This window comes from Leifsonia sp. PARNA 1/14, assembly GCF_055720965.1.
The window spans coordinates 74,311-96,875 of sequence record NZ_JBVQSP010000007.1; the positions used below are offsets into that span (position 1 = coordinate 74,311).

Consider the following 22,565-nt stretch of genomic DNA (forward strand, 5'->3'; position numbering starts at 1 on the left):
CGGCTGGGCGGCTAGACCTGACGGTCCTCCGGCCGGCGCTCCTCGCCCGTGATGCCGTCGATGCGCGGCGCGTCGTGCGATGGCGGCGCATCGGCCCGTCGAGGCGGGAGGTCGTTCTCGCGCGCAGGGGCGTCGGTGCGCGTACCCTCCGCGGCGGCACCGCCGGCCTCCACACGATTGCCGTGCCGATCTGTCTGCACGTCCGGGTCGACGCTGTCGGCGTGCTGCAGCTTGTGCTCCTGCTCGGCGCGCGCCTCGGCCGCGGCCCGTTCGCGCTCGTCGGCCTCACGACGCAGTCGCTCGGCATCGACTTCGGCCTGCTTGGCGTCCGCTGCGGCTCGCGCCGAGTTGGCCTCACGCTCGCGTGCGGCGAGCTCGTCGCGCGCTGCGGCCTCGCGGAGCTCGGTGGCACGACGCCGGTCGGCCTCCTGCTTGCGGCGGCGCCCCACGGTGGAGACGATGATGATGATCGCGACGACGATCACCACGACGACGACGATCAGAACGATCCATCCGGTTGTGTTCATGCCGGGGCATGGTACGCCGTCCTCAGGGTCAGGACAGCCCTTGCGCTCGACACAGGACGGTGCTGCGGGGATGACGTGCGCAGACTTGCGGCAAATGATGCGATGGCGCGCTGATAGACGACATTCGGCGCAAATCTCGCCACTGTCTTGTAGGGCGGACGGGACTTGAACCCGTGACCGGCGGATTATGAGTCCGATGCTCTAACCAGCTGAGCTACCGCCCCGTGCGCTCTCCCCTGATCACTCCGGGGTCGGCACGCTCGGGGCCGCCGCCGTCACCGGGTCGGCCACCGGCTCTCCACGATACAGGCTCTCGAAGGTGCTGATCGTGGTCTGGATGTCGTGCGTCGCGACGATCCGCAGCGACGCGTTCTTGAGGACGTCGAGCTCGTCCTGCGGGAGCGTGAGAACACTCTCGAGCTTGCCGGCCAGATCCTGCGCGTCCCCCGGGCGGAACAGGTGCCCGTTCTCGCCGTCGTGCACCAGGTGCGGCAGGGCCATCGCGTCAGCGGCCACGACCGGGAGGGCGGAGGCCATGGCCTCCATCGTCGCGATCGACTGCAGCTCGGCGATCGACGGCATCGCGAAGACGGTCGCCCTGGTGTATGCCTGGCGCAATTCCTCGTCGGTCACATACCCCAGGAAGTTCACCCGGTCGGCGATGCCGAGGGTCTCCGCCAGGTTCTGGAGGTTCTTGAACTGGTCGCCGCCGCCGACGATGTCGAGCTGTGCGTCCAGCTTCTCCGGCAGCAGCTTGACAGCGTTCAGGAGAACGTCGATCTGCTTCTCTCCGGTGATCCGGCCGACGAACAGGATGCGGTTTCCCGTGCGCGGGGAGAAGTCGGGGGTGTAGTTGTGCGCGTCGATGCCGCAGGAGATCGCGTGCACGTTGCGCAGGCCGGTGGCCGACTCGAGGAACTCGGCCGCGCGCAGGGTCGGAGTCGTGATCGCCTCGGCACGGTCGAAGCTCTTGCGGGCGTCCCGCCATGCGATCGAGACGAACGTGTGATGCAGGAACTTCGGCAGGCGCGTGAACTCGATGATGTTCTCGGGCATGACGTGGTTGGTCGCGACGATGCGGATGCCGCGCTTCTGCGCCTCGTACGCGAGACCGCGGCCCACGACGATGTGCGACTGGAAGTGAACGACGTCGGGTTTCACCTCGTCGAGCACGCGGCGCGCGTTCGCCTTGCTCATCCACGGGAGGGCGAACCGCAGCCAGTCGTGCGGGTACCAGCGCCAGCTGCGGAGCCGGTGCGCGGTCATCTTCTGGCCTTCGTGCTCCTCGATCCAGGTGCCGTGCCGGCGACTGGCGGAGGGCGCGACGATGTGCATGTCGTGCCCGCGCTCGACGAGGCCGGCAGCGAGGCGCTCGGCGAACCGGGCCGCTCCGTTCACGTCGGGCGGGAAGGTGTCGCAGCCCATGAGGATGGTCATCGGCCTGTGCTCGGCCGGGGCGGGCGGGGTGTTGTGCGTTCCGCTCGTATCAGGCACGTGGTGAGTCCCTCACGGTCGTTGGCCGGGATGTTCGCCCCGGCGACGGTCTGAGTGCGCCGGACGGGTCGGACCGGCGATTCATCGGCTTAGTCTAGGCCGGATTCCCGGACGGAGCTCGCAAGCCTCTCGGCGACCGGCGCGTCGGCGTGCGACTGCGGGTGGTGTTTGGCGAGCTGGAAAACGCCCAGGATGGCCACGGCGCCCGTGACGGCGAAGCCCACCATCGCCCACCACGGGGCGCCCGCCGCCTCGTTGAGCACGACGATCCCGATGGTCACCGCGACGAGCGGGTCGATGACGGTCAAACCGGCGATGACGAGGTCGGGGGGCCCCGACGAGTAGGCGTTCTGGACGAAGTAGGCGCCGAGTCCGGCCGCGGCGAGGAGTGCCACGATGCACAGCACGAGCAACCAGTCCCACTCCTGATTGGAGATCCGGTCGATGACGACCTTCGCGAGCGTCGCGACGAAGCCGTAGAGTACGCCGGCGCCGACGATGTAGATGATCGCCTTGAACTTGTGCCGGAGGAACCAGAACGCCAGCCCGAAGATGACGAGCACCACGGCGAGGATGATCAGGATGACCACGAGCGCCCGTGTCGTCACCGGTTCGTCGCGCGCGAAGATCGCCGCGATCACCACGAACGCGGCGACGCCCCCGACGCACAGGCAGACGGCGATCACCGACTGCCGGTTGAGCTTCACGCCGCTCACCCGGGCGTTGAGCACGCTGGTGATCACGAGCCCGACGACGCCGAGCGGCTGCACGAGGATGATCGGAGAAAGCTTCAGGCTCACGAGCTGGAACACGACCGCGAGGCCGAGCAGCAGCGTGCCGATGACCCAGGAGGGCCGCGCAAGCAGCAGTCCGAGCTGGCGGAGGTTCAGTCCGGCCTTCGCGTCCTGGGTCTGCGATTCGACCTTCGCGACGCCGTGGTGCTGCAGTTGCGCGCCGATCGACAGGAACACCGCGCCGACGAGTGCGACCGGGATGCCCAGGAGCTGACTGGGCTGATAGGCCAGCTCGAGCGCATCCATCAGTTCCGTACCCACGCCACGACCCTACCGAACATGATCCCGATAGTCTTGCCGAATGGCCGTCCTTCCGATCCGGATCACCGGAGAACCCGTCCTGCACGCCCGCGCCGCGGAGGTGACGGAGTTCGACGATGAGCTGCGCACGCTCGTCGACGACATGTTCGAGACGATGGATGAAGCCCCCGGTGTCGGACTCGCCGGTCCGCAGGTCGGCGTGCCGCTCCGGCTCTTCGTCTACGGCTGGACGGACGATGACGACGTCGAGCACCGCGGAGTGGCGATCAATCCGGTCCTCTGGCTCAGCCCGCTGGAGGTCGGCGATCCCGACGAGGACTCCGAGTCGGAGGGCTGTCTGTCATTCCCGGGCGAGCGCTTCCCGCTCCGCCGCGCCGCGCGGGTGATCCTGGAGGCGGTCGACCTGGAGGGAACGCCGTTCACGGTGCGCGCCGACGGCTGGCTGGCCCGCATCTTCCAGCACGAGTACGACCACCTCGACGGCGTGCTCTACGTCGACAGGCTCGGTCACCCGTACGGCAAGCAGGCGCTCAAGGCGCAGCGCAAGAACTCCTGGGGAGTTCCAGGGCTCAGCTGGCTTCCCGGCCGCGACCACCTCGAAGACTGACGCGCGCCTGACGTGAGAGCGTCAGCGCAGCGGCACCCCGTGCACGCCGTTGTGATGGCGGAGCGCGGGGAACACCACGGAGAGTGAGAAGCCGACGCCGGGAACGCTCCGGGCGTCCAGCACGCCGCCGTACAATGCCACGCGGTCGCGCAGCTCGTTGAGATCGGGTCCTTCGACGAACTCGGTGACAGCGCGCAGGTCGTCCTCTGCGCTGTAGGCGGTCGCCTTGTCCACACCCTCGCGATCGAGCCCGGCGCGGCGCGCGGCGGCGCGGATCCCGTCGTCCTCGACGGTGACCTGGAGGCCGTCGGGCGTCCACGCGAACGCGACGGCCGTGCGGGTGCCCGGCCCGCCATGGTCCAGCGCGTTGCCGAGACTCGTCTGCAGGATCCGGAACACGACGAGTTCGGCGCCCTGGCGCAGGTCGTACCGCTCCCCCGTCTCGGTGAACGTCACCTCCAGTCCCGCCTCCCGCATCACCCGGAACAGGTCGCCGGCCGAATGGAGGCTGGGCACCGGAGCGGAATCGCGCACTCCCTCCGCCGCGGCGTTCTGCAACCGGCGCAGGTCGGCCAGTGCGTCGCGCGCCGACGTCTCGAGGGCTGCGGCCGACCGGGTCGCCGCGTCAGGGTCGGAGGCCGCCGCGTAGCGCATCCCCTCCGCCTGCGAGACGAGGCGTGACACCGACGCGACCGCGACATCGCCCAGCTCGCCGATGATGCGGAAGCGGCCGGCCTGCTCGGCGACTTCGAGCTCGCGGTCGATACGGTCCCACTCGCGCTCTTCACGGGCCTCCTGGACGCGCCGGCGACGGGCGCGCTCCACCAGCCAGAGCGCCGCGAACACGACGGCCGCCGCGATGAACACGGCGGCGAGGGTGATCGTGAACGGAGTCATCCTGGTCCTTCCGAGGCCGATGAGCGCGGCCCGGACGATCATATCCGGGCCGCGCGGCGGCGTGAGCGGCCGGTCAGGCGCGGTCGCCGCGGTTGGCGCGGAGCACCTCCAGCCGGGCGCGGTACTCCTTCTCGTCGATGTCCCCGTTGGCATAGCGCTCCGCGAGCGTCTGCTCGGCGGCGCGCGTGCCCGACATCTGCCCCCAGCCGTAGCCTCCGCGCGCGGCGGCTGCGCGGCGCCAGCGGCGTCCCGCGAGACCGAAGATCAGGAAGAAGATCCCGATCCAGAACAGCGGGATCAGGAACCACCAGCCGAACCAGGGGCCGCCTCCCCAGGCGACGACGGCGCAGGGTGCGGCGGCGGCGAGCGTACTGAACATGGTGCATCCAATCGGTGAGCTGTCCGCGGCTTTCGCGGAACCACTCTCAGCCTCGCCCGATCCCCTCTTCGCCGAATCCGCCGGCGGGAGGCATCTGCGCTACTCCCCCGGGAGCACCACGTCTTGCGGCAGCACCGTCACTGCCGGCCGGGTTGCACCAGCCCGGTCTCGTACGCCACCACCACGAGGTGCACGCGGTCACGGGCCGACAGCTTGGTCATGATCCGGGAGACGTGCGTCTTGGCGGTCAGCGGGCTGAGGAAGAGCCGCTCGCCGATCTCCGCGTTGGTGAGGCCGTGGCCGACGAGCGCGAGCACTTCGCGCTCGCGATCGGTCAGGTCGCGCAGCGTCTCCGGGTCGGGCGCCGGGCGCAGACCGGTGGCCACCCGCTCGATGAGTCGGCGAGTGGCGCCCGGCGACAGCAGCGCATCCCCCGCGGCGACCACGCGTACTGCGCGCAGCAGCTCGACCGGCTCGGTGTCTTTGACCAGGAAGCCGCTCGCGCCGGAGACGATCGCCTGGGCGACGTACTCGTCGAGCTCGAACGTCGTCACCATGACGATGCGCGTCCCCGACAGGTCCGGGTCGGTGGCGAGCTCTCCGGTCGCCCACAATCCGTCGCCGTCGGGCATCCGGATGTCCATCAGCACGACGTCGGGCCGGGTATGCCTGGCCAGTTCCACGGCTTCGCGGCCGGTCGCGGCCTCGCCGACGACCTCCAGATCGTCCTCGGCCTCCAGCAGGGCGCGGAACCCTGCCCGGACCAGATGCTGGTCGTCGGCCAGCAGCACCCGGATCATGCGCGCTCCGCCGGCGGGTGCGGGATCCGCGCCTCGACTGTGAGGCCGCCGCCCTCGGTCTCGTGGGTGGCGAACCGGCCGCCGAGGAGTTCGGCGCGCTCGCGCATGCCGACCATCCCCTTGCCGCCGTCGGCCGGCGTGCGCGCGCTGTCGGCGCCCGGGATGCCTCGGCCGTCATCGGCGATCGTGAGCACGTAGTCGTCGTCGACCTCCCGCAGTGTGATCGACACCGCCGCGGCCTGAGCGTGCCGGCCGATGTTGGTCAGCGACTCCTGCACGATCCGATAGAGCGCGAGTTGCGTCGCGGCCGACGGCACCGAGGTGAGTCGATCGTCGTACCGCACGTCGAGACCTGCGCGCCGGTAGGTGTCGACCAGTACGGGTACGCGGGCGAGATCGGGCTCCGGAGCGCGCGCGGCCGGGTAGCCCTCGGTGCGCAGGAAGCCGAGGACGCCGCGCACCTCCTCCAACGCCTGGCTGCTCACCGACTTGATCGCCTCCAGGCTCTCGCGCGCCTTCTCGGGGCGGCTGTCGAACAAGTGCAGGCCGACGCCTGCCTGCACGCTGATCTGCGACAGCGAGTGCGCGAGCACATCGTGAAGCTCGCGGGCGATCCGGAGGCGCTCGGCCTCCGCGGCCGCCTCCCGCCGCGCGGCGACCTGGCGGGAGACCTCGCGGTAGCGCTCGCGCCGGCCGCGGATGGCCTCGCCGACGCCGACGAGCAGCGTCAGCACGAGAGCGATGATGAGCGGCCGGATGACCGCCTCCGGCCTGCCGACCAGGAGGTAGGCGCCGAGAGGGCCGACGACGGCGATGCCCGCCACGGTCCACCATGCCCAGGCACGCGCAGAGCGCACCACCGCGCCGACGACGGCGAACGCGAGAGGAACAGCCGCGAGCGGGGGGCCGGTCGTCAGCGCTATCGCCGGGATGCAGAGAGCGGCGACGGCCACGACCACGGCCCCGGGATGGCGGCGTGCGACGAGCAGCAGGAACGATGACGCGAGTGCCACCAGCACAGCCGCCAGCGTCCACGGGTCGGTCGCGGCGAGGTGTGCCGCGATGAAGACGCCCGGCAGCTGCACGAGCACCGACAGCACCACCGGGAACCAGATCGCCCCGGGCGGCCGGCGACGACCGGCCCAGGCCGACCCCGACCCTGGGCTGTTCCCGTCGGCCGGCCCGTGCGGGTGAGCGTCGGCGGGAGTGTTCCAGGGCATTCCCTCATGCTAATCAGCGCACGGCGCCCCTGCAGTGCCCCCGCGGGAGTCTGTCGGCTACTCCCCCGGGAGTACGCAGCCGGCCATCGGCCCACTCACGGTCTACAGGCCTCCGCGCCGGTCGAGCACGACCGCGCGACCATGCCGGCGCGCCCACGTACCGCACTCACAGCGGTGGCGACCCGGGAAGTGGGATGAATCGGTAGCGCTCGGGAGGCCAGCGGCGGTCGCACCGCATGCAGTGGATCGTCGCCGCGACGTTCCGCAGATAGTGCGATCGCGCCCGGCAGAGCAGGCCACGGTCACCGCAGCAGGGGCTGACGATCAGGAACTCGGCCGGTGCCGACGGATCGTGGAAGGAGATGCCACGAGGATGGTTCGCATCGCAGCACGGGAACTCATCGAGCTCGACCAGCTCGACGAGCAGGTCGAGGTCGGACTCCAGTTCGACAGACGGCATCGCGACCTCCGGTAGTCGACCGCTCGGTCGTTCGCAGAGCGGGTTACCGGAGGAGACACCGCCGCCCCGGGATCGCTAACGCGTCGCCGCGGAACTCACGGGTTGTGCTGCGCGTCGAAGACCTCGCCGTCGTCGCCGTCGGGCCGACCGAACAGCGGCCCGAACGCGGGGCCGCCGAAGCTGGACAGTCCCGCCTCGCGTTCCAGCGACTCGCGCTGTTCGTCGTCGTCGTTCTCGTAGTCCTCGACCGGTTCGTCCGCTTCTTCGGGCTCGCGCTCGTCCCGCTCCCTGTCGCTCATGGCCGAATGATACTCAGTTTCAGGTGAACGGAGGATGTATTCCGTGAGGAGTATGCGCCGGCTCGTCGATGCCGCAGCGCCCGTCCCCCGTTCGGGGCCTGCGGATCGGGAGGCAATCGGGGCTACGCTACACAAACATGAGCCCCGCTCAGCTATCCGTGGAACCCGCCCCGATCCGAGCTGCCGCCGAGTCCCGCTACGCCGCGCTCGACGGGCTGCGCGGCGTCGCCTCGCTCATCGTCGTCGGATACCACGCGCTGCTGGTCGTCCCGGCGATCTCGGCCGTCTACGTCGACAAGGTCCAACCCGAGACCTTCACACCGGAGTGGTGGCTCTACGCCACACCGCTACGGCTGCTCTTCGCCGGACACGAGGCCGTTCTGGTGTTCTTCGTGCTGTCGGGATTCGTACTCACCCTCCCCTTCCTGGTGCGGCCTCCCACGGGACGGTCGACGCTCGCCTACTACGGACGCCGGGTGGTGCGGCTCTACCTCCCGGTCTGGGGCGCGCTCGCGTTCGCGCTGGTGCTCGCGATCGCTGTGCCCCGCGACCCGGCCATCGGAGGCTGGCTCGGCTCCCACCACGCACCGACCGTGCACGACGTCTGGCACGACGCCCTGCTGCTGTTCGGCACCTCCAACCTCAACAGCCCGCTCTGGTCGCTGACCTGGGAAGTCTGGTTCTCGCTGCTCATGCCGCTGATGTTCGTGCTCATCCGAGTCACCCGGGCGACCCGGTGGTGGTGGGCGGCGATCCCCATCCTGATGGCGCTGTCGGCGCTGGCGCGCTTCGATGTGGTCCGCGCTGCCCTCCCCGTCTCCTGGCTCACCGCCGATATGTTGCAGTACCTGCCGGTCTTCGCGATCGGGATGCTGCTCGCCTTCCAGAAGGACGCCATCCGGAGTGCGGCGGCGCGGATCCGCACCTGGTGGCCGATCGTCGCCGGTGCGCTGCTCTTCGCGGTCTCTCCGTCGATCATCGCGCCCGCCGGCTGGGGACCGCTCCAGGCGTTCGCCTATCTGCTCAGCCTCGTCGGCGTCACCACGATCGTCGCTCTCGCGTTCGCGAGTCCGGCGAGACGTCCGTTGGAGGCGCGGCCCGTGCAGTGGGTCGGCAAGCGTTCCTTCAGCATCTACCTGGTGCACGAGCCGATCATCGTCGCCGCCGCCCTGCTGGTCGGTGTCTCGGGCTGGTGGCCGTGGCTGGCGATCGCCGCCGGGCTCGTGCCGGTCGTGCTGCTGGTGGCCGTCCTCTTCTACCGTCTGGTCGAGCAGCCGTCCATCGGTCTGTCGCGCCGTGTCGGCCGACTGCTCTCGGGCGCGGGTGCGGCCACGGCTCCGAGCGGCCCGGCCGGCGCACACCCGGTCGGCGAACACACCGCCAGCGCACACCCCGCCAGCGCACACCCGTCCGGGCAACAGAAAGGCCCGGACGCTTTCACGCCCGGGCCTTCGCGGCTCCCCGACTTGGACTCGAACCAAGAACCTGCCGGTTAACAGCCGGCTGCTCTGCCAATTGAGCTATCGAGGAATGCTTGATCAGCGAAGCTACTCTAGCAAGACTTCGACCACCGAGAGAAATCGGCCAGGCATCCCGCGCGAGTCGCGCTCAGTAGCCCGCATCCGGGTCCACGCGGCCGACGAATTCGCCCTCGCCGAGGAATGCACGGACGTTCGCGCCGATGCGGTCGGCCAGCAGCGGGGCGACCATTTCGGACGTGTCCGCCTGGTGCGGCGTGATGAGGCACGCGTCCTCGTCCCAGAGCGGATGCCCGTCCGGCAGCGGCTCCGGATCGGTGACGTCGATGCCGGCTCCGGCGATCTCCCCGTCGCGCAGCGCGCGAAGCAGGGCGTCGGTGTCGACGAGGCCGCCACGGGCGATGTTCACCAGGTAGGCCGTCGACTTCATCGCGGCGAACTCGGCGTCAGAGAACAGCCGGCGGGTGCCTCCTGTGAGGGCGGCCGCGGTCACGACGACATCGGCGCTCGGGAGGACGTCGAGCAGGTGGTCGGTCGTGACCGTGCGCTCCGCGCCCTCGACCGGGTCGGACGACCGTCGGACGATGGTCACGTGCACGCCGAACGGCGCCAGCAGCACCATGAGCTCGAGGGCGATCCCGCCCGCACCGACGATCACGACCTCCCGCCCGTACAGCGAGCGGCCCTCCTCGACCGTCGACCAGGACTTCGCGCGGACGCGCGTGGGGATGACCCTCATCAGCGCGAGCGTCAGAACGAGCGCGTGCTCGGCGACGGGCTGCGCGTACGCGCCTTTCGCGCTCGTCCACACCAGCCCGGGGCGGGCCTCCGACGCGATGATGCCGGCGAAGGCGTCGACGCCGGCGAACGGCAGCTGCACCCAGCCGATCCCCGGATGCGCCTCCAGGATCGGAGGGAAGGCGGCCGCGTCCTTGTTGGACAGCCACACCACGCCGCGCGTGCGGTCGGAGAGCGGCTCGACTGTGCCTCCCGCGGCCTCCACCGCCGCCACGAAGGACGGCTCGGCCGTCGGGAGCACGGCGATGGGTCCGGGCTCCGGCCTGTCCTCGGGCGCGAGCGGCGCGCCGCCCGGGGCGAGCACGGCTCGGTGCTGGGGGATGCGGTCGGCCATGGCGTTCCTCCTGAAGATGATCGGTGTGCGGTCAGCGTGCGCGCTGGGGGCGACGCTCGGTGCGGCGCTGCGGCGGCTTGAGCGCGTCTGCCAGCCCGCGGACGAACGGGTGCGACGGATCGGCGAGCACCTCTTCGATCGGCCCGTAGGCGACCGGACGCCCGGCCTGCAGCACGATCGAGAGGTCCGTCGCACGACGAAGCACCGCGAGATCGTGGCTCACGATCACCGCGGTGAAGCCCTCGTGCTCGCGCAACTGGGCCAGGAGGTCGATGACGGCGTCGCGGACTGTGGCGTCGATCCCCGCTGTCGGCTCGTCGACCACCAGCACCTGCGGTCCGAGAACCAACGCTTTGGCCAGCGCGACGCGCTGCCGCTGCCCGGCGCTGAGCTCATAGGGATACTTGCTCAGGACGCTCAGCGGAAGGTGGACCGTGTCCAGCATGAACGCCGCCCGCTCCCCCGCAGCCCGACGGCTGTAATGGTGGTCGCGCTCGAAGATCGGCAGCGAGACGTTGTCCTGCACCGACAGCGTCGGCTCGAGCGTGGTCGCGGCCTCCTGCGGCAGATAGCCCACATGGAAGGTCACCTCGGCCAGATCGCGCTTGCGGGCGTGCCGCAGCGAATGGCCGAGCACGGTCGCATCGCCTCCGCTGATCCGCGGCCCGGGCTCGCCGGAGCGGAGGGGAAGCCCCCGCCCGGCGAGCACCGACGCCAGCGTGCTCTTGCCCGAACCCGTCTCGCCCAGCACGCCGATCGACTGACCCGCCTCCAGCCGGAAGCTCACCCCGCGGAGGGCGACACAGGACGGGCTCGCCCCGCGGGCGGGGTATTCGACGGAGAGGTCGCTGACGACGACGGCGGGTTCGGAACTCACATATTCGACCCTATGCGCTCTGTTCGCGCAATGCGCGCAGTGCCTCCCGCCGGTCGGCCTGTTCGACCGGGTCCGGAACCGGGAGGGACGCGAGCAGCCGCTGCGTATACGTCTCCTTCGGGCTGCCGAGCACCTCGGCACCCGTGCCCTCCTCGACGAGCTTGCCACGGTGAAGCACCGCGATCCGGTCGGCGAGCAGGTCGACGACGGCGAGGTCGTGACTGATGAACAGCGCGGCGAAGCCGAACTCCCGCTGCAGGTCCGAGAACAGCTCCAGCACGCGGGCCTGAACCGAGACGTCGAGCGCGGAGGTCGGCTCGTCGGCGATCAGCAGCGTGGGCTCCAGGGCGAGGGCACGGGCGAGGCTCGCGCGCTGGCGCTGACCGCCCGACAGCTCGTGCGGGAACCGGTCGCCGTAATTGCGCGGCAGCTGCACGGCCTCCAAGAGCTCATCGACCCGGGTGCGCGCAGCCGACGGCGAAGACGCCCTGCCGTGCACGACGAGCGGCTCGGCGACGCAGTCGGCGATCGTCAGCAGCGGGTTGAAGCTCGACGCCGGGTCCTGGAACACGAACCCGATGTCGCTGCGCACCTTGCGGAACTGCCGCTCGCGCACGCCGTTCATCTCGATCCCGAGCACCTTCAGCGAGCCGTCGGTGACCTTGCCCAGACCGGCGATGGCACGGCCGATCGTGGTCTTGCCCGAACCGGACTCGCCCACCAGTCCGAGCACTTCGCCCGGCCGGATGTCGAAGCTCACGCCGTCCACGGCCACGAAGCCAGGCCGGCCGAGGCGGCCCGGGTACTGGATCCGCAGGTCGCGCGCGGCGACCACCGGTGCCTCCTCGGGGCGCTCGGCCCGTGCGATCGCGCGGTCCTGCGTCGCGATGGCGCCCTGCCCGATCCGCGGCACCGACGCCAGGAGCTTGCGCGTGTACTCGGCCTTCGGCGCGGCGAACAGCGTCCGTGCGTCGGCCTCCTCCACGACCTTGCCCTGGTACATGACCGCGACCCGGTCGGCCAGGTCGGCGACCACGCCCATGTTGTGCGTGATCAGCACGATGGCCGCGCCGAACTCGTCGCGGCATCGCCGCAGCAGGTCGAGGATCTCGGCCTGCACCGTGACGTCGAGCGCGGTCGTCGGCTCGTCCGCGACGATCAGGCCCGGGTTCAGCACCAGGGCCATGGCGATGACGATGCGCTGCTTCTGACCTCCCGAGAACTGGTGCGGGTAGTACTTGACCCGCTTCTCCGGCTCGGGGATGCCGACGCGCCGGAGGATGTCGACCGCCTTCTGCTGCGCCTGCTTCTTCGAGAGCTTCTCGTGGGCCCGCAGGCCCTCTGCGATCTGCCAGCCGACCTGGTACACCGGGTTCAGCGCGGTGGACGGCTCCTGGAAGACCATCGCCACGTCGGTGCCGCGAACCTCGCGCAGCTCGCTCTTGCCCAGGGTCACGATGTCGGACTCGCTGCTGCCGTCCTTGCTGCGGAGCACGACCGCGCCGGAGGCCGTCGCGGTCTCCGGCAGCAGGCCGAGGATCGTCTTGGCGGTGACCGTCTTGCCCGAACCGGACTCCCCGACGATCGCGAGCACTTCGCCCGGGGCGACCCGGAGGCTCACATCGTCGACCGCCTTCACAGCGCCGGCGTCGGTGGCGAACGTCACCGACAGGTTGTCGATGGTGACGACGTCGCTCATGGCTTGACCTCGATTCCGTGCTCGTCGAACGACTCTCCGCCTTCGAGACCGTCTAGGCCGCCGGGGCCCGCTGACAGCGGGCCGCCGGGGACGACCGAGGTCTCTGCGACCTCGCCGGACGCCTCGGCGGCGCGGCGACGGCCGCGCAGACGCGGGTCGGCCAGGTCGTTGAGGCTCTCGCCGACCAGGGTGATGCCGAGCACCACCAGCACGATCGCGAGGCCCGGGTAGATGGCCGTCCACCAGATGCCGCTCGTCACGTCGGAGAGCGCCTTCTGCAGGTCATAGCCCCACTCGGCCGCGGCCGTCGGCTCGATGCCGAAGCCGAGGAAGCCGAGCGCGGCCAGCGTGAGGATGGCCTCCGACGAGTTCAGCGTGAAGATCAGCGGCAGCGTGCGGGTGGAGTTGCGCAGCACGTGACGGAACATGATGCGGCCGTTGCTCGCGCCGACGACCTTGGCCGACTCGACGTAGGCCTCCGCCTTGATCCGCACGACCTCCGACCGGATCACCCGGAAGTACTGCGGGATGTAGACGACGGTGATCGAGATCGCCGCCGCCAGGATGCCGCCCCAGAGGCTCGACTGGCCTCCCGAGATGACGATCGCCATGACGATCGCGAGCAGGAGGGACGGGAACGCGTAGATCGCGTCGGCGATCACGACGAGCACCCGGTCGACCCAGCCACCGAAGTAGCCCGAGATGAGACCGAGGATCACGCCGGCGAAGATCGAGAGGATGACGGCGACGATGATCACGAGGATCGCGGTCTGCGCTCCCCAGATCACGCGCGAGAAGACGTCGTAGCCGCCGACCGTCGTTCCCCAGATGTGTGCGGGGCTCGGCGGCTGCTGCGAGCCGAACTGGCCCTGAGCGTCCTTCAGCTGCGCGAAGCCGTACGGGGCGATGAGCGGTGCGAAGATCGCCGTCAGGATGAAGATGCCGGTGAGCACGAGGCCCACGACGAGCATCCCGCGCTGCAGTCCCACGGACTGCCGCAGCTGATGCACGACGGGGAGCCTGCTCCAGATGCTGCGCTTGGGGGCGGTGCTGTTCGTGTGCGAGGTCATGTCAGTACCTCACTCTCGGGTCGATGAGCGCCGCGATGATGTCGACGATGAAGTTGGTGACGGCGACGATGACGGCGAGCAGCACGACCATGCCCTGCACCGCCACGAAGTCGCGCGACTGCAGGTAGTGCTCCAGCTGGAAGCCGAGGCCCTTCCACTCGAAGGTCGTCTCGGTCAGGATGGCGCCGCCGAGCAGCAGAGCGATCTGGAGGCCGATGACCGTGATGATCGGGATGAGCGCGGGGCGGTACGCGTGCTTGCGGACCAGCCGGCTCTCGCTCACGCCGCGCGAGCGGGCCGCGTCCACGTAGTCGGTGGACAGCGTCCCGATGACGTTGGTGCGCACGAGGCGGAGGAAGATCCCCGCCGTGAGCAGGCCGAGCGTCACGGCCGGCAGGATCGCGTGCACCAGCACGTCGCCGACGACGGCCGGATCTCCGGTCTGGAAGGCGTCGATCAGGTAGATCCCCGTCTTGTTGGGCAGGGTCTGCATCTCGATCTCCGAGCTCGTGGAGGCGCGCCCTGCGACCGGGAGCCAGTCCAGCCAGATCGAGAAGATGAGCTTGAGGACCATACCGGCGAAGAACACCGGCGTGGCATAGCAGAGGATCGCGAAGATGCGCAGGGCGGCGTCGCCGTAGCGGTCGCGGAAGTACGCCGCGACCAGGCCGAGCGGGATGCCGACGATGAACGCGACGATGAGCGCGTAGAACGCGAGCTCGAGCGTCGCGGCGCCGTAGTGGATCAGCACCTGGGTCACCGGCTGATTGTCGGTGAAGGTGGTGCCGAAGTCGCCCCGCAGCAGCTGTCCGAGGTAGTCGAAGTACTGCACGAGCAGGGGCCGGTCGTAGCCGGCCTCGTGGATGCGCTGGGCGAGCTGCGCGGGAGGCAGCTTGCCGCCGAGCGCCGCCGTGATGGGGTCACCTGTGGACCGCATCAGGAAGAAGACGACCGTGACGAGGATGAAGATCGTCGGGATGATGAGAAGGGCGCGGATCAGGATGTAGCGGCCGAGGCCGCCTCCCGATCGCCGACGCGCCTTGGTTCGTTCGGGGCCTGGAGCGGTGGGGGCTGCCGGGCCGCTGACAGTCGCTGTCATGGGAGCCAATCGTGGGTGGTTCGTGGGTGGGGGGGGCTCGCACTCGGCGAGCCGCCCCCGGTTCGGTCGCTGGAGCGACCTAGCCCTTCGAGAGAGCTGCGTAGCGGAACTTGAACGACGGGTCGAGCGTCTTGTCGGCGCCCGAGACGCTCTTGCCCACCACGGCGACCTGCGCGCCCTGCAGCAGCGGCAGGGTGGACAGGTCGGCGGCGACCTTCGCCTGGATCTCCTCGATCAGCTTGGTGCGCACGGCCTTGTCGGTCGTGCCCAGCTGCTGGGTGATCAACTGCTGGACCTCGGGGTTGTCGTAGTGGTTCGCCAGGAAGTTGTCCTTGGTGAAGAACGGCGACAGGTAGTTGTCCGCGTCGGAGTAGTCCGGGAACCAGCCCAGCTGGTACGCCGGGTAGAGGTCCTTCACGCGGTCCTTGGAGTACTGGACCCACTCGGTCGACTGCAGGTTGACCTTGAACAGGCCGCCGTTCTCGAGCTGCTCCTTCACGAGCGCGTACTCGTCACCGGAAGACGGGCCGTAGTGGTCCGGGTTGTACTGCAGGTTGAGAGCGACCGGGGTGGTCACGCCTGCGGCCTGGAGGGCGGCCTTCGCCTTGTCGAGGCTCGGGCCTCCGTTGCCGTCGCCGTAGAGGTCCTTCAGCACGGTGGTGGCGCCGGTCAGGCCCTGCGGCACGTAGGAGTACGCCGGGCTGTAGGTGTCCTTGTAGACCTGCTTCGCGATGGTCGCGCGGTCGACGAGGTCGGCAGCAGCCTGGCGCACGGCGAGGGCCTTCTTGGCGTCGGCCTCCGGAGTGGTGGCGCCGTACGGCTGGGTGTTGAAGTTCCAGACGATGTAGCGGAGCTCACCACCCGGGCCCTTGACGACCTTGACGTTCTTATCGGTGCCGAGGCTCTCGATGTCGGTCGCCGAGAGGCTGCGGTAGGCGACGTCGATCGCGTTCTTCTGGATGTCGAGCTTCAGGTTCGACGACTCCGCGTAGTACTTGACGTTGACCTTCTCGGTGGCCGGCTTGCCCAGCAGGCCGTCGTAGTTCGGGTTCGCCTTGTACGCGATCAGGTTGTTGAAGTCATAGCTCGTGATGTCGTACTGACCGGCGAACGGGTGACCCTTGACGATGGTGTTGTCAGCGGTGACCTTGTCGGCCGAGAAGACCTGGTGGTCGACGATCGGGCCGGCCGGGCTCGAGAGCACCTGCGGGAAGGTCTGGTCGTTCGGCACCTTCAGCTTGAAGACCGCGGTGGTCTTGTCCGGGGTGCTCACGCTGTCGAGGTTGCCCAGAAGCGACGCGGGGCCGTTCGGGTCGTTGATCTTCAGCTGACGGTCGAACGTGAACTTGACGTCCTCGGAGGTCAGCGAGTGACCGTTCGCGAACTTCAGGTTCGGCTTGAGCTTGACGGTGTACTCGGTCGGCGACGTGAACGTGGCGCTCTGGGCGATGTCCGGCTTGACGTCCGGGCTGCCGTAGGGCGAGTTCATCAGGAACGGGTAGACCTGGTTCATCACGGCGAAGGAGCCGTTGTCGTACGAACCGGCCGGGTCGATCGACGTGATCTTGTCGGTCGTGCCGATGGTCAACGTGCCGCCGCTGCCGCCGCTGGAGCTGTTGTTGCTCCCCGAGCAGCCCGCGAGCACCAGCGCCGCGGCCGCGAAGGCCGCTGAGACGGCGAGCAGGCGCCGTCCGCCGATGTGAACGGATCTCATATCCGATTACCTCTTCCTTGGTGGGGTCACTGAGACGGCCGAGCGCACGCGAGTGCCTCGTCGCCGAATCGCGTAGCCACAGTCCTAGCATGGATGCAGCGTGGAATGCGCATCCTGCCGCGGATCGCGGCGCAATCTTTACATCGACGCAACAATATCGCGCGCATCCGCGCACGATGACACGGATTCCGTCGTGGCGACGTACCGATGCCCTATTCTGTGTCGCCGCTGAGGTGCCCGTAGACCTACTCGCCGCGCAAGCGCATCCGCTCCTGGTCGATGGACGACAGCGCCACCTGCAGCGATCGGCGCAGGTCGGCGTTCTGCGGGTCGGTCCGGGCCAGACGGGAGGTCAGCTCGGCCTTCTCACGCAGGAGGTCGCGGTCGATGAGTCCGTCGAGGATCGAACGGGCGTACCGGCCGGTGTCAGAGCCGGCCTGCGGCAGAGCGGCCACGGCGAGGGCATTGACAGTCGGCTCGTACGCCTGCGGGACCTCGGCGACGATGCGGTCCACCCAGCCGGGGTCGGCCATCGAGGGAAGCTGACTGGCGATCGCGTCGCGCACGACCGCGTGCGTCGGATTGACGAACGGCACCTGAACCGCGCGCGCGGCACGCTCGGCGCCGACCTCCGCGGGCAGCTGGAGGAGCACCATCAGGCTCTCGCGCTCGGTGCGCTGCGTCGGGTCGGTCGGGTCGGCCTCCCGGATGGGCGCGGGCGCTGAGGGCGAGGAGTCCTGAGGGGCATACGGATCGGACTGCTGAGGGCGTTGAGACGGCTGGCCGGCGGCCCGCGAAGCCGAGTCGCCGCGGTTGCTGCGCTGTGCCGACCGCACGGCGCGCAGTGCGTCGTCGAGATCCGCTCCGGAGAGGCGAGCGAGCTCGCGGGTGTAGCCGTTCTGGGACGCCGGGTCCCGGATGGTCGCCACGATCGGCGCGCCGGCGCGCAGCGCCGACGAGCGGCCCTCCACCGAGTCGAGGTCGAAGCGCTCGACAACCTGCCGGATCATGAACTCGAACATCGGCTTGCGGTTGTCGATCATCCGGCGCACGGCGTCGTCGCCTCCGGCCAGCCGCAGGTCGCAGGGGTCGAGACCGTCCGGGCCGACGGCCACATAGGTCTGCGCGGAGAAGCGCTGCTCCTCGCCGAAAGCGCGCGCAGCGGCCTTCTGGCCGGCGGAGTCGGGGTCGAACGTGAAGATGACGGATCCGGTGCTGCTGTCGTCGCCCATCACCCGTCGGATCACCTTGATGTGATCGACGCCGAACGCCGTGCCGCAGGTGGCCACGGCCGTCGTGATTCCCGCGAGGTGGCACGCCATCACGTCCGTGTAGCCCTCCACCACGACGACCTCGTCGCGTCGCGAGATGTCGCGTTTGGCGAGGTCGAGGCCGTAGAGCACCTGCGTCTTCTTGTAGACGGCCGTCTCGGGGGTATTGAGGTACTTCGGGCCGTTGTCGTCGTCGAGAAGCCGTCGCGCACCGAATCCGATGGTCTGTCCTGTCACGTCGCGGATCGGCCAGACCAGGCGCCCGCGGAACCGGTCGTAGACGCCACGGTCGCGCTGCGAGACGAGCCCGGCGGCGAGGAGTTCGTCGGGGGTGAATCCCTTCGTGCGCAGGTGCTTGGTGAGCTCATCCCAGCTCTTCGGGGCGTATCCCACTCCGAAGCGGGAGGCCGCCGCAGCGTCGAACCCGCGTTCACCGAGGAAGCGCCGACCAGGGTCGGCATCGGGCGCCGCGAGACGCTCGCGGAAGAACTCCTCGGCGGCGTTGTTGGCGGCGAGGATGCGCGCACGGTTGCCGCTCGACTCGCTCGGGCCTCCCCCGCCCTCCTCGTAGTGCAGCTGGTAACCGATGCGGCCCGCGAGACGCTCGACGGCCTCGGTGAACGAGACGTGGTCGAGCTTGACGAGGAAGGCGTAGACGTCGCCGCCCTCGCCGCAGCCGAAGCAGTGGTACCGGCCGACGCCGGGCCGGACGTTGAAGCTCGGACTCTTCTCGTCGTGGAACGGGCAGAGTCCTTTGAGCGAGCCGACGCCGCCCGGCTTCAGGCTGACGTAGTCGCCGATGATGTCGGCGATGTTGGTGCGGGCCTTGACCTCGTCGATGTCACTCTGTCGTATCCGGCCGGCCATGACTCGATTCTAGTGATCGGCGCCGACGCTCAGTCGCGAGGCGGCCTTCTGCGGCGCGTGTTCTGGGCGATCTCGATGATCGCGCAGAAGACTTCGATCGTGACACGCAGCAGCAGCACCGCGAGGATGGCACCCACCAGCGTCACCAGCACGCCCAGGAGGAAGACGAACGCGCCTCCGGGAGAGTCGGCCGCGATCGCGATGCCGAGGCTGTTGGAGAAGCCGACGACGATGCCCAGGCCGATCAGGACGAGACCGACGACGTACACCGGGCCGGCGAGCTTGCGCGTCACGTAGCTCGTGAACGTGAAATCGAACAGCGACGAGAAGAAGCGGGAGTCGTCGAGCCGCTCGGCGAAGTCGTTCATGCTGCGACCCTGGCGCGCCTCCTCGGGTGCGGCGGCCTCCGGTGCGGCGGCCTCCGGTGCGGCGGCCTCCGGTGCGGCGGCCTCCGGTGCGGCGGTCTCGGCCGACGGAGCCGGAGCGTCCTCATCGGCGGCCCGAGGCGATGCCTGGTCCGCCGCGACATCGACCTCGTCCGGATGCTGCTCGACGACGGCGGCTTCTGCAGGGCTGAGCACCTCGGTCTCGGCCGTCGGCTCGCGGTAGAACTCTTCGGCGGACGGCAGAACAGCGGTCTCGGTCTCTGACGGCTCGGGCCCGCGCTCCGGGGATGCGGCTGCGGCCGGCTCGGTCACGGTCGGCTCGGTAACCACAGGCTCCGCCGGAGACGTGGACGTGTCCGCAGCCGGAGCCGCAGACTGTTTGCCCAGCATGGCGTCGAGGATCTCCGGAGCCTCACCGTTCGGAGAGATACGGGCCGCGGTCGTCGAGCGCTTGCGCGCGGACGGCGTGCGCTTGACCGGGCTCTCTGCGTCTTCCGGCTTCTTCGCCGCCGGAGTGCGCCGCGTGCTCGTACGTTTGGGTGCAGGCGCCGGGGTCGTGGCCGCGGCCTCCTGGGGAGCGGCCTCCTGGCCCGCTGCGGGCCTGTCGCCGTTCGACGGTGGCTGTGCGCTGGTCATTCGTATCCCTCCGATGCCGTGCCTCAAGCATTCTGCACCAGGGCCGACGTTTCAAGCCCGCGTGCGGCGCGCCGGGTCAGTGCTGCACGAGTCGCTCGTACCAACTCAGTGCGGACTGGTCGGTGAGGCTCGCGACCTGGTCGACCACGACCCTCTTGCGCTCGCGGTCGCTCCCGGCCTGGTGCCAGTCTTCTTGGAAGCCGGGGTCGAGCTCCTGCGGCCCGCGCGCGAGAAGAATGTCGGCGAGAGTCGTGAGGATCTGGCGCTGCTGCGCGTAGATGGGCTGGCGGGTGTTGCGCGACATCACGAACGTCGCGACGATTCCCTTGAGCACCGCGATCTCGGCGCGGATCGCGTCGGGTACGACGACGTCGGCGCCGAACCGGCGCAGCTCCACACCTCCCGCCGTCAGCTTGGTCTCGTGCACCGCCGCGTGCGCGAAGCGGCCGATGAGCTGACTCGTGAGGTTCTTGAGGTGCGCCTGCGCCCGCCTGCTGCCGTTCCAGCCCTCGAGCCAGATGTCGAGGCTGTCGAGCCGGTCGAACGCGGCGATGAGCTCGTCGTGGCTGAACTCGCCGCCCACCCACTCGTACATCGACCGGACGAGGTCGTCGTGATCCACGCGGCTGCTCAGCGCGGCGACGTCGATGTAGCCGTTGACCACGGCGTCCTCGAAGTCGTGCACCGAGTAGGCGATGTCGTCGGAGAGGTCCATGACCTGGGCCTCGATGCAGCGTGTCCGCTCCGGAGCCCCGTCGCGCATCCACTCGAAGACGGCGTGATCGTCGGCGTAGAAGCCGAACTTGGCGCGTCCGCTCGGGTCGGCGACGGACTGGGTCTCGGGCCAGGGGTACTTGCAGCTGGCGTCGAGGCTCGCCCGTGTCAGGTTGAGACCGTACAGACGGCCGTCGCGACCGAAGACCTTGGGCTCGAGGCGGGTCAGCAGCCGGAGGGTCTGGGCGTTGCCCTCGAAGCCGCCGATGTCCTCCGCCCACGAGTTGAGCGCGCGTTCGCCGTTGTGGCCGAACGGCGGGTGGCCGATGTCATGCGCGAGGCACGCCGTGTCGACGATGTCGGGGTCGAGTCCGAGGCTCGTGGCGAGCTCGCGACCGACCTGGGCGACCTCCAGCGAGTGGGTCAGCCGGTTGCGGGCGAAGTCGAGCCCGGCGGTGGGGCTGAGCACCTGGGTCTTGGCCGCAAGCCGGCGCAGGGCGCTCGAGTGCAGCAGCCGTGCCCGATCGCGAGCGAAATCGCTGCGGCGGCTGGAGTGGTGCTCGGGGAGCCAGCGCTCGCGGTCCCGTTCGCCATAGCTGTCGGCGGGCACAGTGCTGTCGGCCGGGGCAGTGCTGTCGGCCGGGGCCACCGCCGGTCGGGCTACGCTATCCGCCACTGTTGTGCACCTCCGCCTCGGCGACCTCCGCGCGTGCGCTGCCCGCCAGCTCCCTGCTGTCGAGCCAGCCCTCGGGGAGCGCCGGCCGCTTGGGCGAGCCGGCGCGTCCGCGCTGGCCTTCTGCGGCCTCGCCCGGGTACTCCTGGCTCCAGTCGAGCGTCGCGAGCAGGTCATCCAGGTGGGCCAGCGTGTCGACCGTCGCCAGGTTCGCCCGGAGGTCGCCGCCGACCGGGTAGCCCTTGAAGTACCACGCGACGTGCTTGCGGATGTCGCGGCAGCCGCGCTCCTCGCTCTCGAAGAACTCCACGAGGAGCTCCGCGTGCCGCCGGAACGTCGCCGCGACCTGCCCGAGCGTCGGGTGCGCCTGGGCCAGGGCGGCCTCGTCGGCCGTGATCTCACCGGCACGGGCGCGGAACGCCGCCGCCAGGTCGCCGAACAGCCATGGACGCCCGAGGCAGCCGCGGCCGACCACGACGCCGTCGCACCCCGTCTCGTCGACCATGCGGATCGCATCGGCCGCAGACCAGATGTCGCCGTTGCCGAGCACGGGCGTGCCGGTGATCGTCTCCTTGAGCTTCGCGATCGCCGACCAGTCGGCGTGGCCCGAGTAGAACTCCGCCGCCGTGCGGGCGTGGAGCGCGATCGACGCCACCCCGGCGCCCTCCGCCGCCTTGCCTGCCTCGAGGTAGGTGAGGTGGTCGCCGTCGATGCCCTTGCGCATCTTGACGGTCAACGGGATGTCGCCGGCGGCCGCGACGGCGCCCTCCACGATCTCGCGGAAGTGGCTCAGCTTCCACGGGAGCGCCGCGCCGCCGCCCTTGCGGGTGACCTTGGGCACCGGGCAGCCGAAGTTCAGGTCGATGTGGTCGGCGCGGTCCTCCGCGACGAGCATCGTGACCGCCTCGCGGACGGTCGTGGGGTCGACTCCGTAGAGCTGGATGCTGCGCGGTGTCTCCGACTCGTGGTGCGTGATGAGGCGGAGGGACTCCGGGGTGCGCTCGACGAGCGCACGCGAGGTGATCATCTCGCTCACGTAGAGGCCCGCGCCGAACTCGCGGCAGAGCCGGCGGAAGGCGGTGTTGGTGATCCCCGCCATGGGTGCGAGGACGACCGGCACGTCGAGTGCGAGCGGGCCGATGGTCAGGCTCGGGCTCGTCTCCGTGCGGGAGGCTAGGGTTGCGGTAGTAGACATCTGCATCGATTCTCCC

Annotated in this window: 20 protein-coding genes and 2 tRNA genes; 2 read left to right on the plus strand and 20 right to left on the minus strand. The window is 69.7% G+C overall.

The features are described 5' to 3' along the window. Positions 1-11: 11 nt before the first annotated feature. From AC0HS0_RS17615 to AC0HS0_RS17630, 4 genes are all read right to left on the minus strand, one after another. Entirely contained in the window at positions 12-527 is a 516-nt protein-coding gene (locus tag AC0HS0_RS17615) for a hypothetical protein (RefSeq protein ID WP_472965444.1), read from the minus strand. A gap of 150 nt (positions 528-677) precedes the next feature. Beyond that, a tRNA-Ile gene (locus AC0HS0_RS17620) sits at positions 678-751 on the minus strand. 16 nt (positions 752-767) lie between these two features. After that, complete coding sequence (locus tag AC0HS0_RS17625; protein WP_472965445.1) at positions 768-1,964, minus strand: glycosyltransferase; 1,197 nt, start codon at positions 1,962-1,964, stop codon at positions 768-770. A 146-nt stretch (positions 1,965-2,110) separates the two neighbouring features. After that, positions 2,111-3,076, minus strand: a complete 966-nt coding sequence (locus AC0HS0_RS17630) for a DMT family transporter (RefSeq protein WP_472965446.1) — start codon at positions 3,074-3,076, stop codon at positions 2,111-2,113. Positions 3,077-3,116: 40 nt separating this feature from the next. On the opposite strand from AC0HS0_RS17630, the gene def reads away from it, so the two are divergent. Beyond that, a complete protein-coding gene (gene def, locus AC0HS0_RS17635; protein WP_472965447.1) occupies positions 3,117-3,683 on the plus strand; it encodes a peptide deformylase in 567 nt (188 codons plus the stop codon). A gap of 21 nt (positions 3,684-3,704) precedes the next feature. Here def and AC0HS0_RS17640 read toward each other — a convergent pair whose 3' ends face one another. The 5 genes from AC0HS0_RS17640 to AC0HS0_RS17660 all read right to left on the minus strand — a co-directional run bounded on the left by AC0HS0_RS17640 (position 3,705) and on the right by AC0HS0_RS17660 (position 7,738). Beyond that, positions 3,705-4,580 (minus strand): sensor histidine kinase, encoded by an 876-nt coding sequence (locus tag AC0HS0_RS17640; protein WP_472965448.1) that lies wholly within the window; start codon positions 4,578-4,580, stop codon positions 3,705-3,707. 73 nt (positions 4,581-4,653) lie between these two features. After that, positions 4,654-4,959, minus strand: a complete 306-nt coding sequence (locus AC0HS0_RS17645) for an SHOCT domain-containing protein (RefSeq protein WP_472965449.1) — start codon at positions 4,957-4,959, stop codon at positions 4,654-4,656. A gap of 137 nt (positions 4,960-5,096) precedes the next feature. Beyond that, positions 5,097-5,759, minus strand: coding sequence for a response regulator (locus tag AC0HS0_RS17650; protein WP_472965450.1), 663 nt, complete (start codon positions 5,757-5,759; stop codon positions 5,097-5,099). Beyond that, positions 5,756-6,979 (minus strand): sensor histidine kinase, encoded by a 1,224-nt coding sequence (locus tag AC0HS0_RS17655; RefSeq protein ID WP_472965451.1) that lies wholly within the window; start codon positions 6,977-6,979, stop codon positions 5,756-5,758. Before AC0HS0_RS17655 ends, AC0HS0_RS17650 begins: the two co-directional genes overlap by 4 nt. A gap of 555 nt (positions 6,980-7,534) precedes the next feature. Then, a complete protein-coding gene (locus AC0HS0_RS17660; protein WP_472965452.1) occupies positions 7,535-7,738 on the minus strand; it encodes a hypothetical protein in 204 nt (67 codons plus the stop codon). A gap of 137 nt (positions 7,739-7,875) precedes the next feature. On the opposite strand from AC0HS0_RS17660, the gene AC0HS0_RS17665 reads away from it, so the two are divergent. Further along, the gene (locus tag AC0HS0_RS17665) at positions 7,876-9,234 is read left to right on the plus strand and encodes an acyltransferase family protein (RefSeq protein WP_472965554.1); all 1,359 of its coding nucleotides are present in this window, start codon (positions 7,876-7,878) and stop codon (positions 9,232-9,234) included. Here the strand turns inward: AC0HS0_RS17665 and AC0HS0_RS17670 are convergent. The 11 genes from AC0HS0_RS17670 to dusB form a co-directional block, all read right to left on the minus strand. Then, positions 9,196-9,268: transfer RNA gene (locus tag AC0HS0_RS17670), tRNA-Asn, on the minus strand. The two genes, AC0HS0_RS17665 and AC0HS0_RS17670, sit on opposite strands and share 39 nt — an antisense overlap. Before the next feature lie 78 nt (positions 9,269-9,346). After that, positions 9,347-10,348, minus strand: coding sequence for a D-isomer specific 2-hydroxyacid dehydrogenase family protein (locus AC0HS0_RS17675; protein ID WP_472965453.1), 1,002 nt, complete (start codon positions 10,346-10,348; stop codon positions 9,347-9,349). A 31-nt stretch (positions 10,349-10,379) separates the two neighbouring features. Beyond that, positions 10,380-11,225, minus strand: coding sequence for an ATP-binding cassette domain-containing protein (locus tag AC0HS0_RS17680; RefSeq protein WP_472965454.1), 846 nt, complete (start codon positions 11,223-11,225; stop codon positions 10,380-10,382). A gap of 10 nt (positions 11,226-11,235) precedes the next feature. Next, complete coding sequence (locus tag AC0HS0_RS17685) at positions 11,236-12,924, minus strand: dipeptide ABC transporter ATP-binding protein (RefSeq protein ID WP_472965455.1); 1,689 nt, start codon at positions 12,922-12,924, stop codon at positions 11,236-11,238. Further along, on the minus strand, positions 12,921-13,994 hold the full coding sequence (locus AC0HS0_RS17690) for an ABC transporter permease (RefSeq protein WP_472965456.1): 1,074 nt from the start codon (positions 13,992-13,994) through the stop codon (positions 12,921-12,923). The genes AC0HS0_RS17685 and AC0HS0_RS17690 overlap by 4 nt, the downstream gene beginning before the upstream one ends. 1 nt (position 13,995) lies before the next feature. After that, positions 13,996-15,093 carry an ABC transporter permease gene (locus AC0HS0_RS17695; protein ID WP_472965457.1) on the minus strand — a complete coding sequence of 366 codons (1,098 nt, stop codon included), beginning with the start codon at positions 15,091-15,093 and terminating at the stop codon, positions 13,996-13,998. Between the two features lie 79 nt (positions 15,094-15,172). Continuing rightward, positions 15,173-16,807, minus strand: coding sequence for an ABC transporter substrate-binding protein (locus AC0HS0_RS17700; RefSeq protein WP_472965458.1), 1,635 nt, complete (start codon positions 16,805-16,807; stop codon positions 15,173-15,175). A gap of 245 nt (positions 16,808-17,052) precedes the next feature. Next, a complete protein-coding gene (gene dnaG, locus AC0HS0_RS17705; protein ID WP_472965459.1) occupies positions 17,053-18,945 on the minus strand; it encodes a DNA primase in 1,893 nt (630 codons plus the stop codon). Positions 18,946-18,974: 29 nt separating this feature from the next. Beyond that, on the minus strand, positions 18,975-19,967 hold the full coding sequence (locus tag AC0HS0_RS17710; RefSeq protein ID WP_472965460.1) for a DUF4282 domain-containing protein: 993 nt from the start codon (positions 19,965-19,967) through the stop codon (positions 18,975-18,977). Between the two features lie 76 nt (positions 19,968-20,043). Further along, positions 20,044-21,357: a deoxyguanosinetriphosphate triphosphohydrolase gene (locus AC0HS0_RS17715; RefSeq protein ID WP_472965461.1), complete on the minus strand. Its 1,314-nt coding sequence runs from the start codon at positions 21,355-21,357 to the stop codon at positions 20,044-20,046. Continuing rightward, a complete protein-coding gene (gene dusB, locus AC0HS0_RS17720) occupies positions 21,347-22,549 on the minus strand; it encodes a tRNA dihydrouridine synthase DusB (RefSeq protein WP_472965462.1) in 1,203 nt (400 codons plus the stop codon). The genes AC0HS0_RS17715 and dusB overlap by 11 nt, the downstream gene beginning before the upstream one ends. Positions 22,550-22,565: the final 16 nt, after the last annotated feature.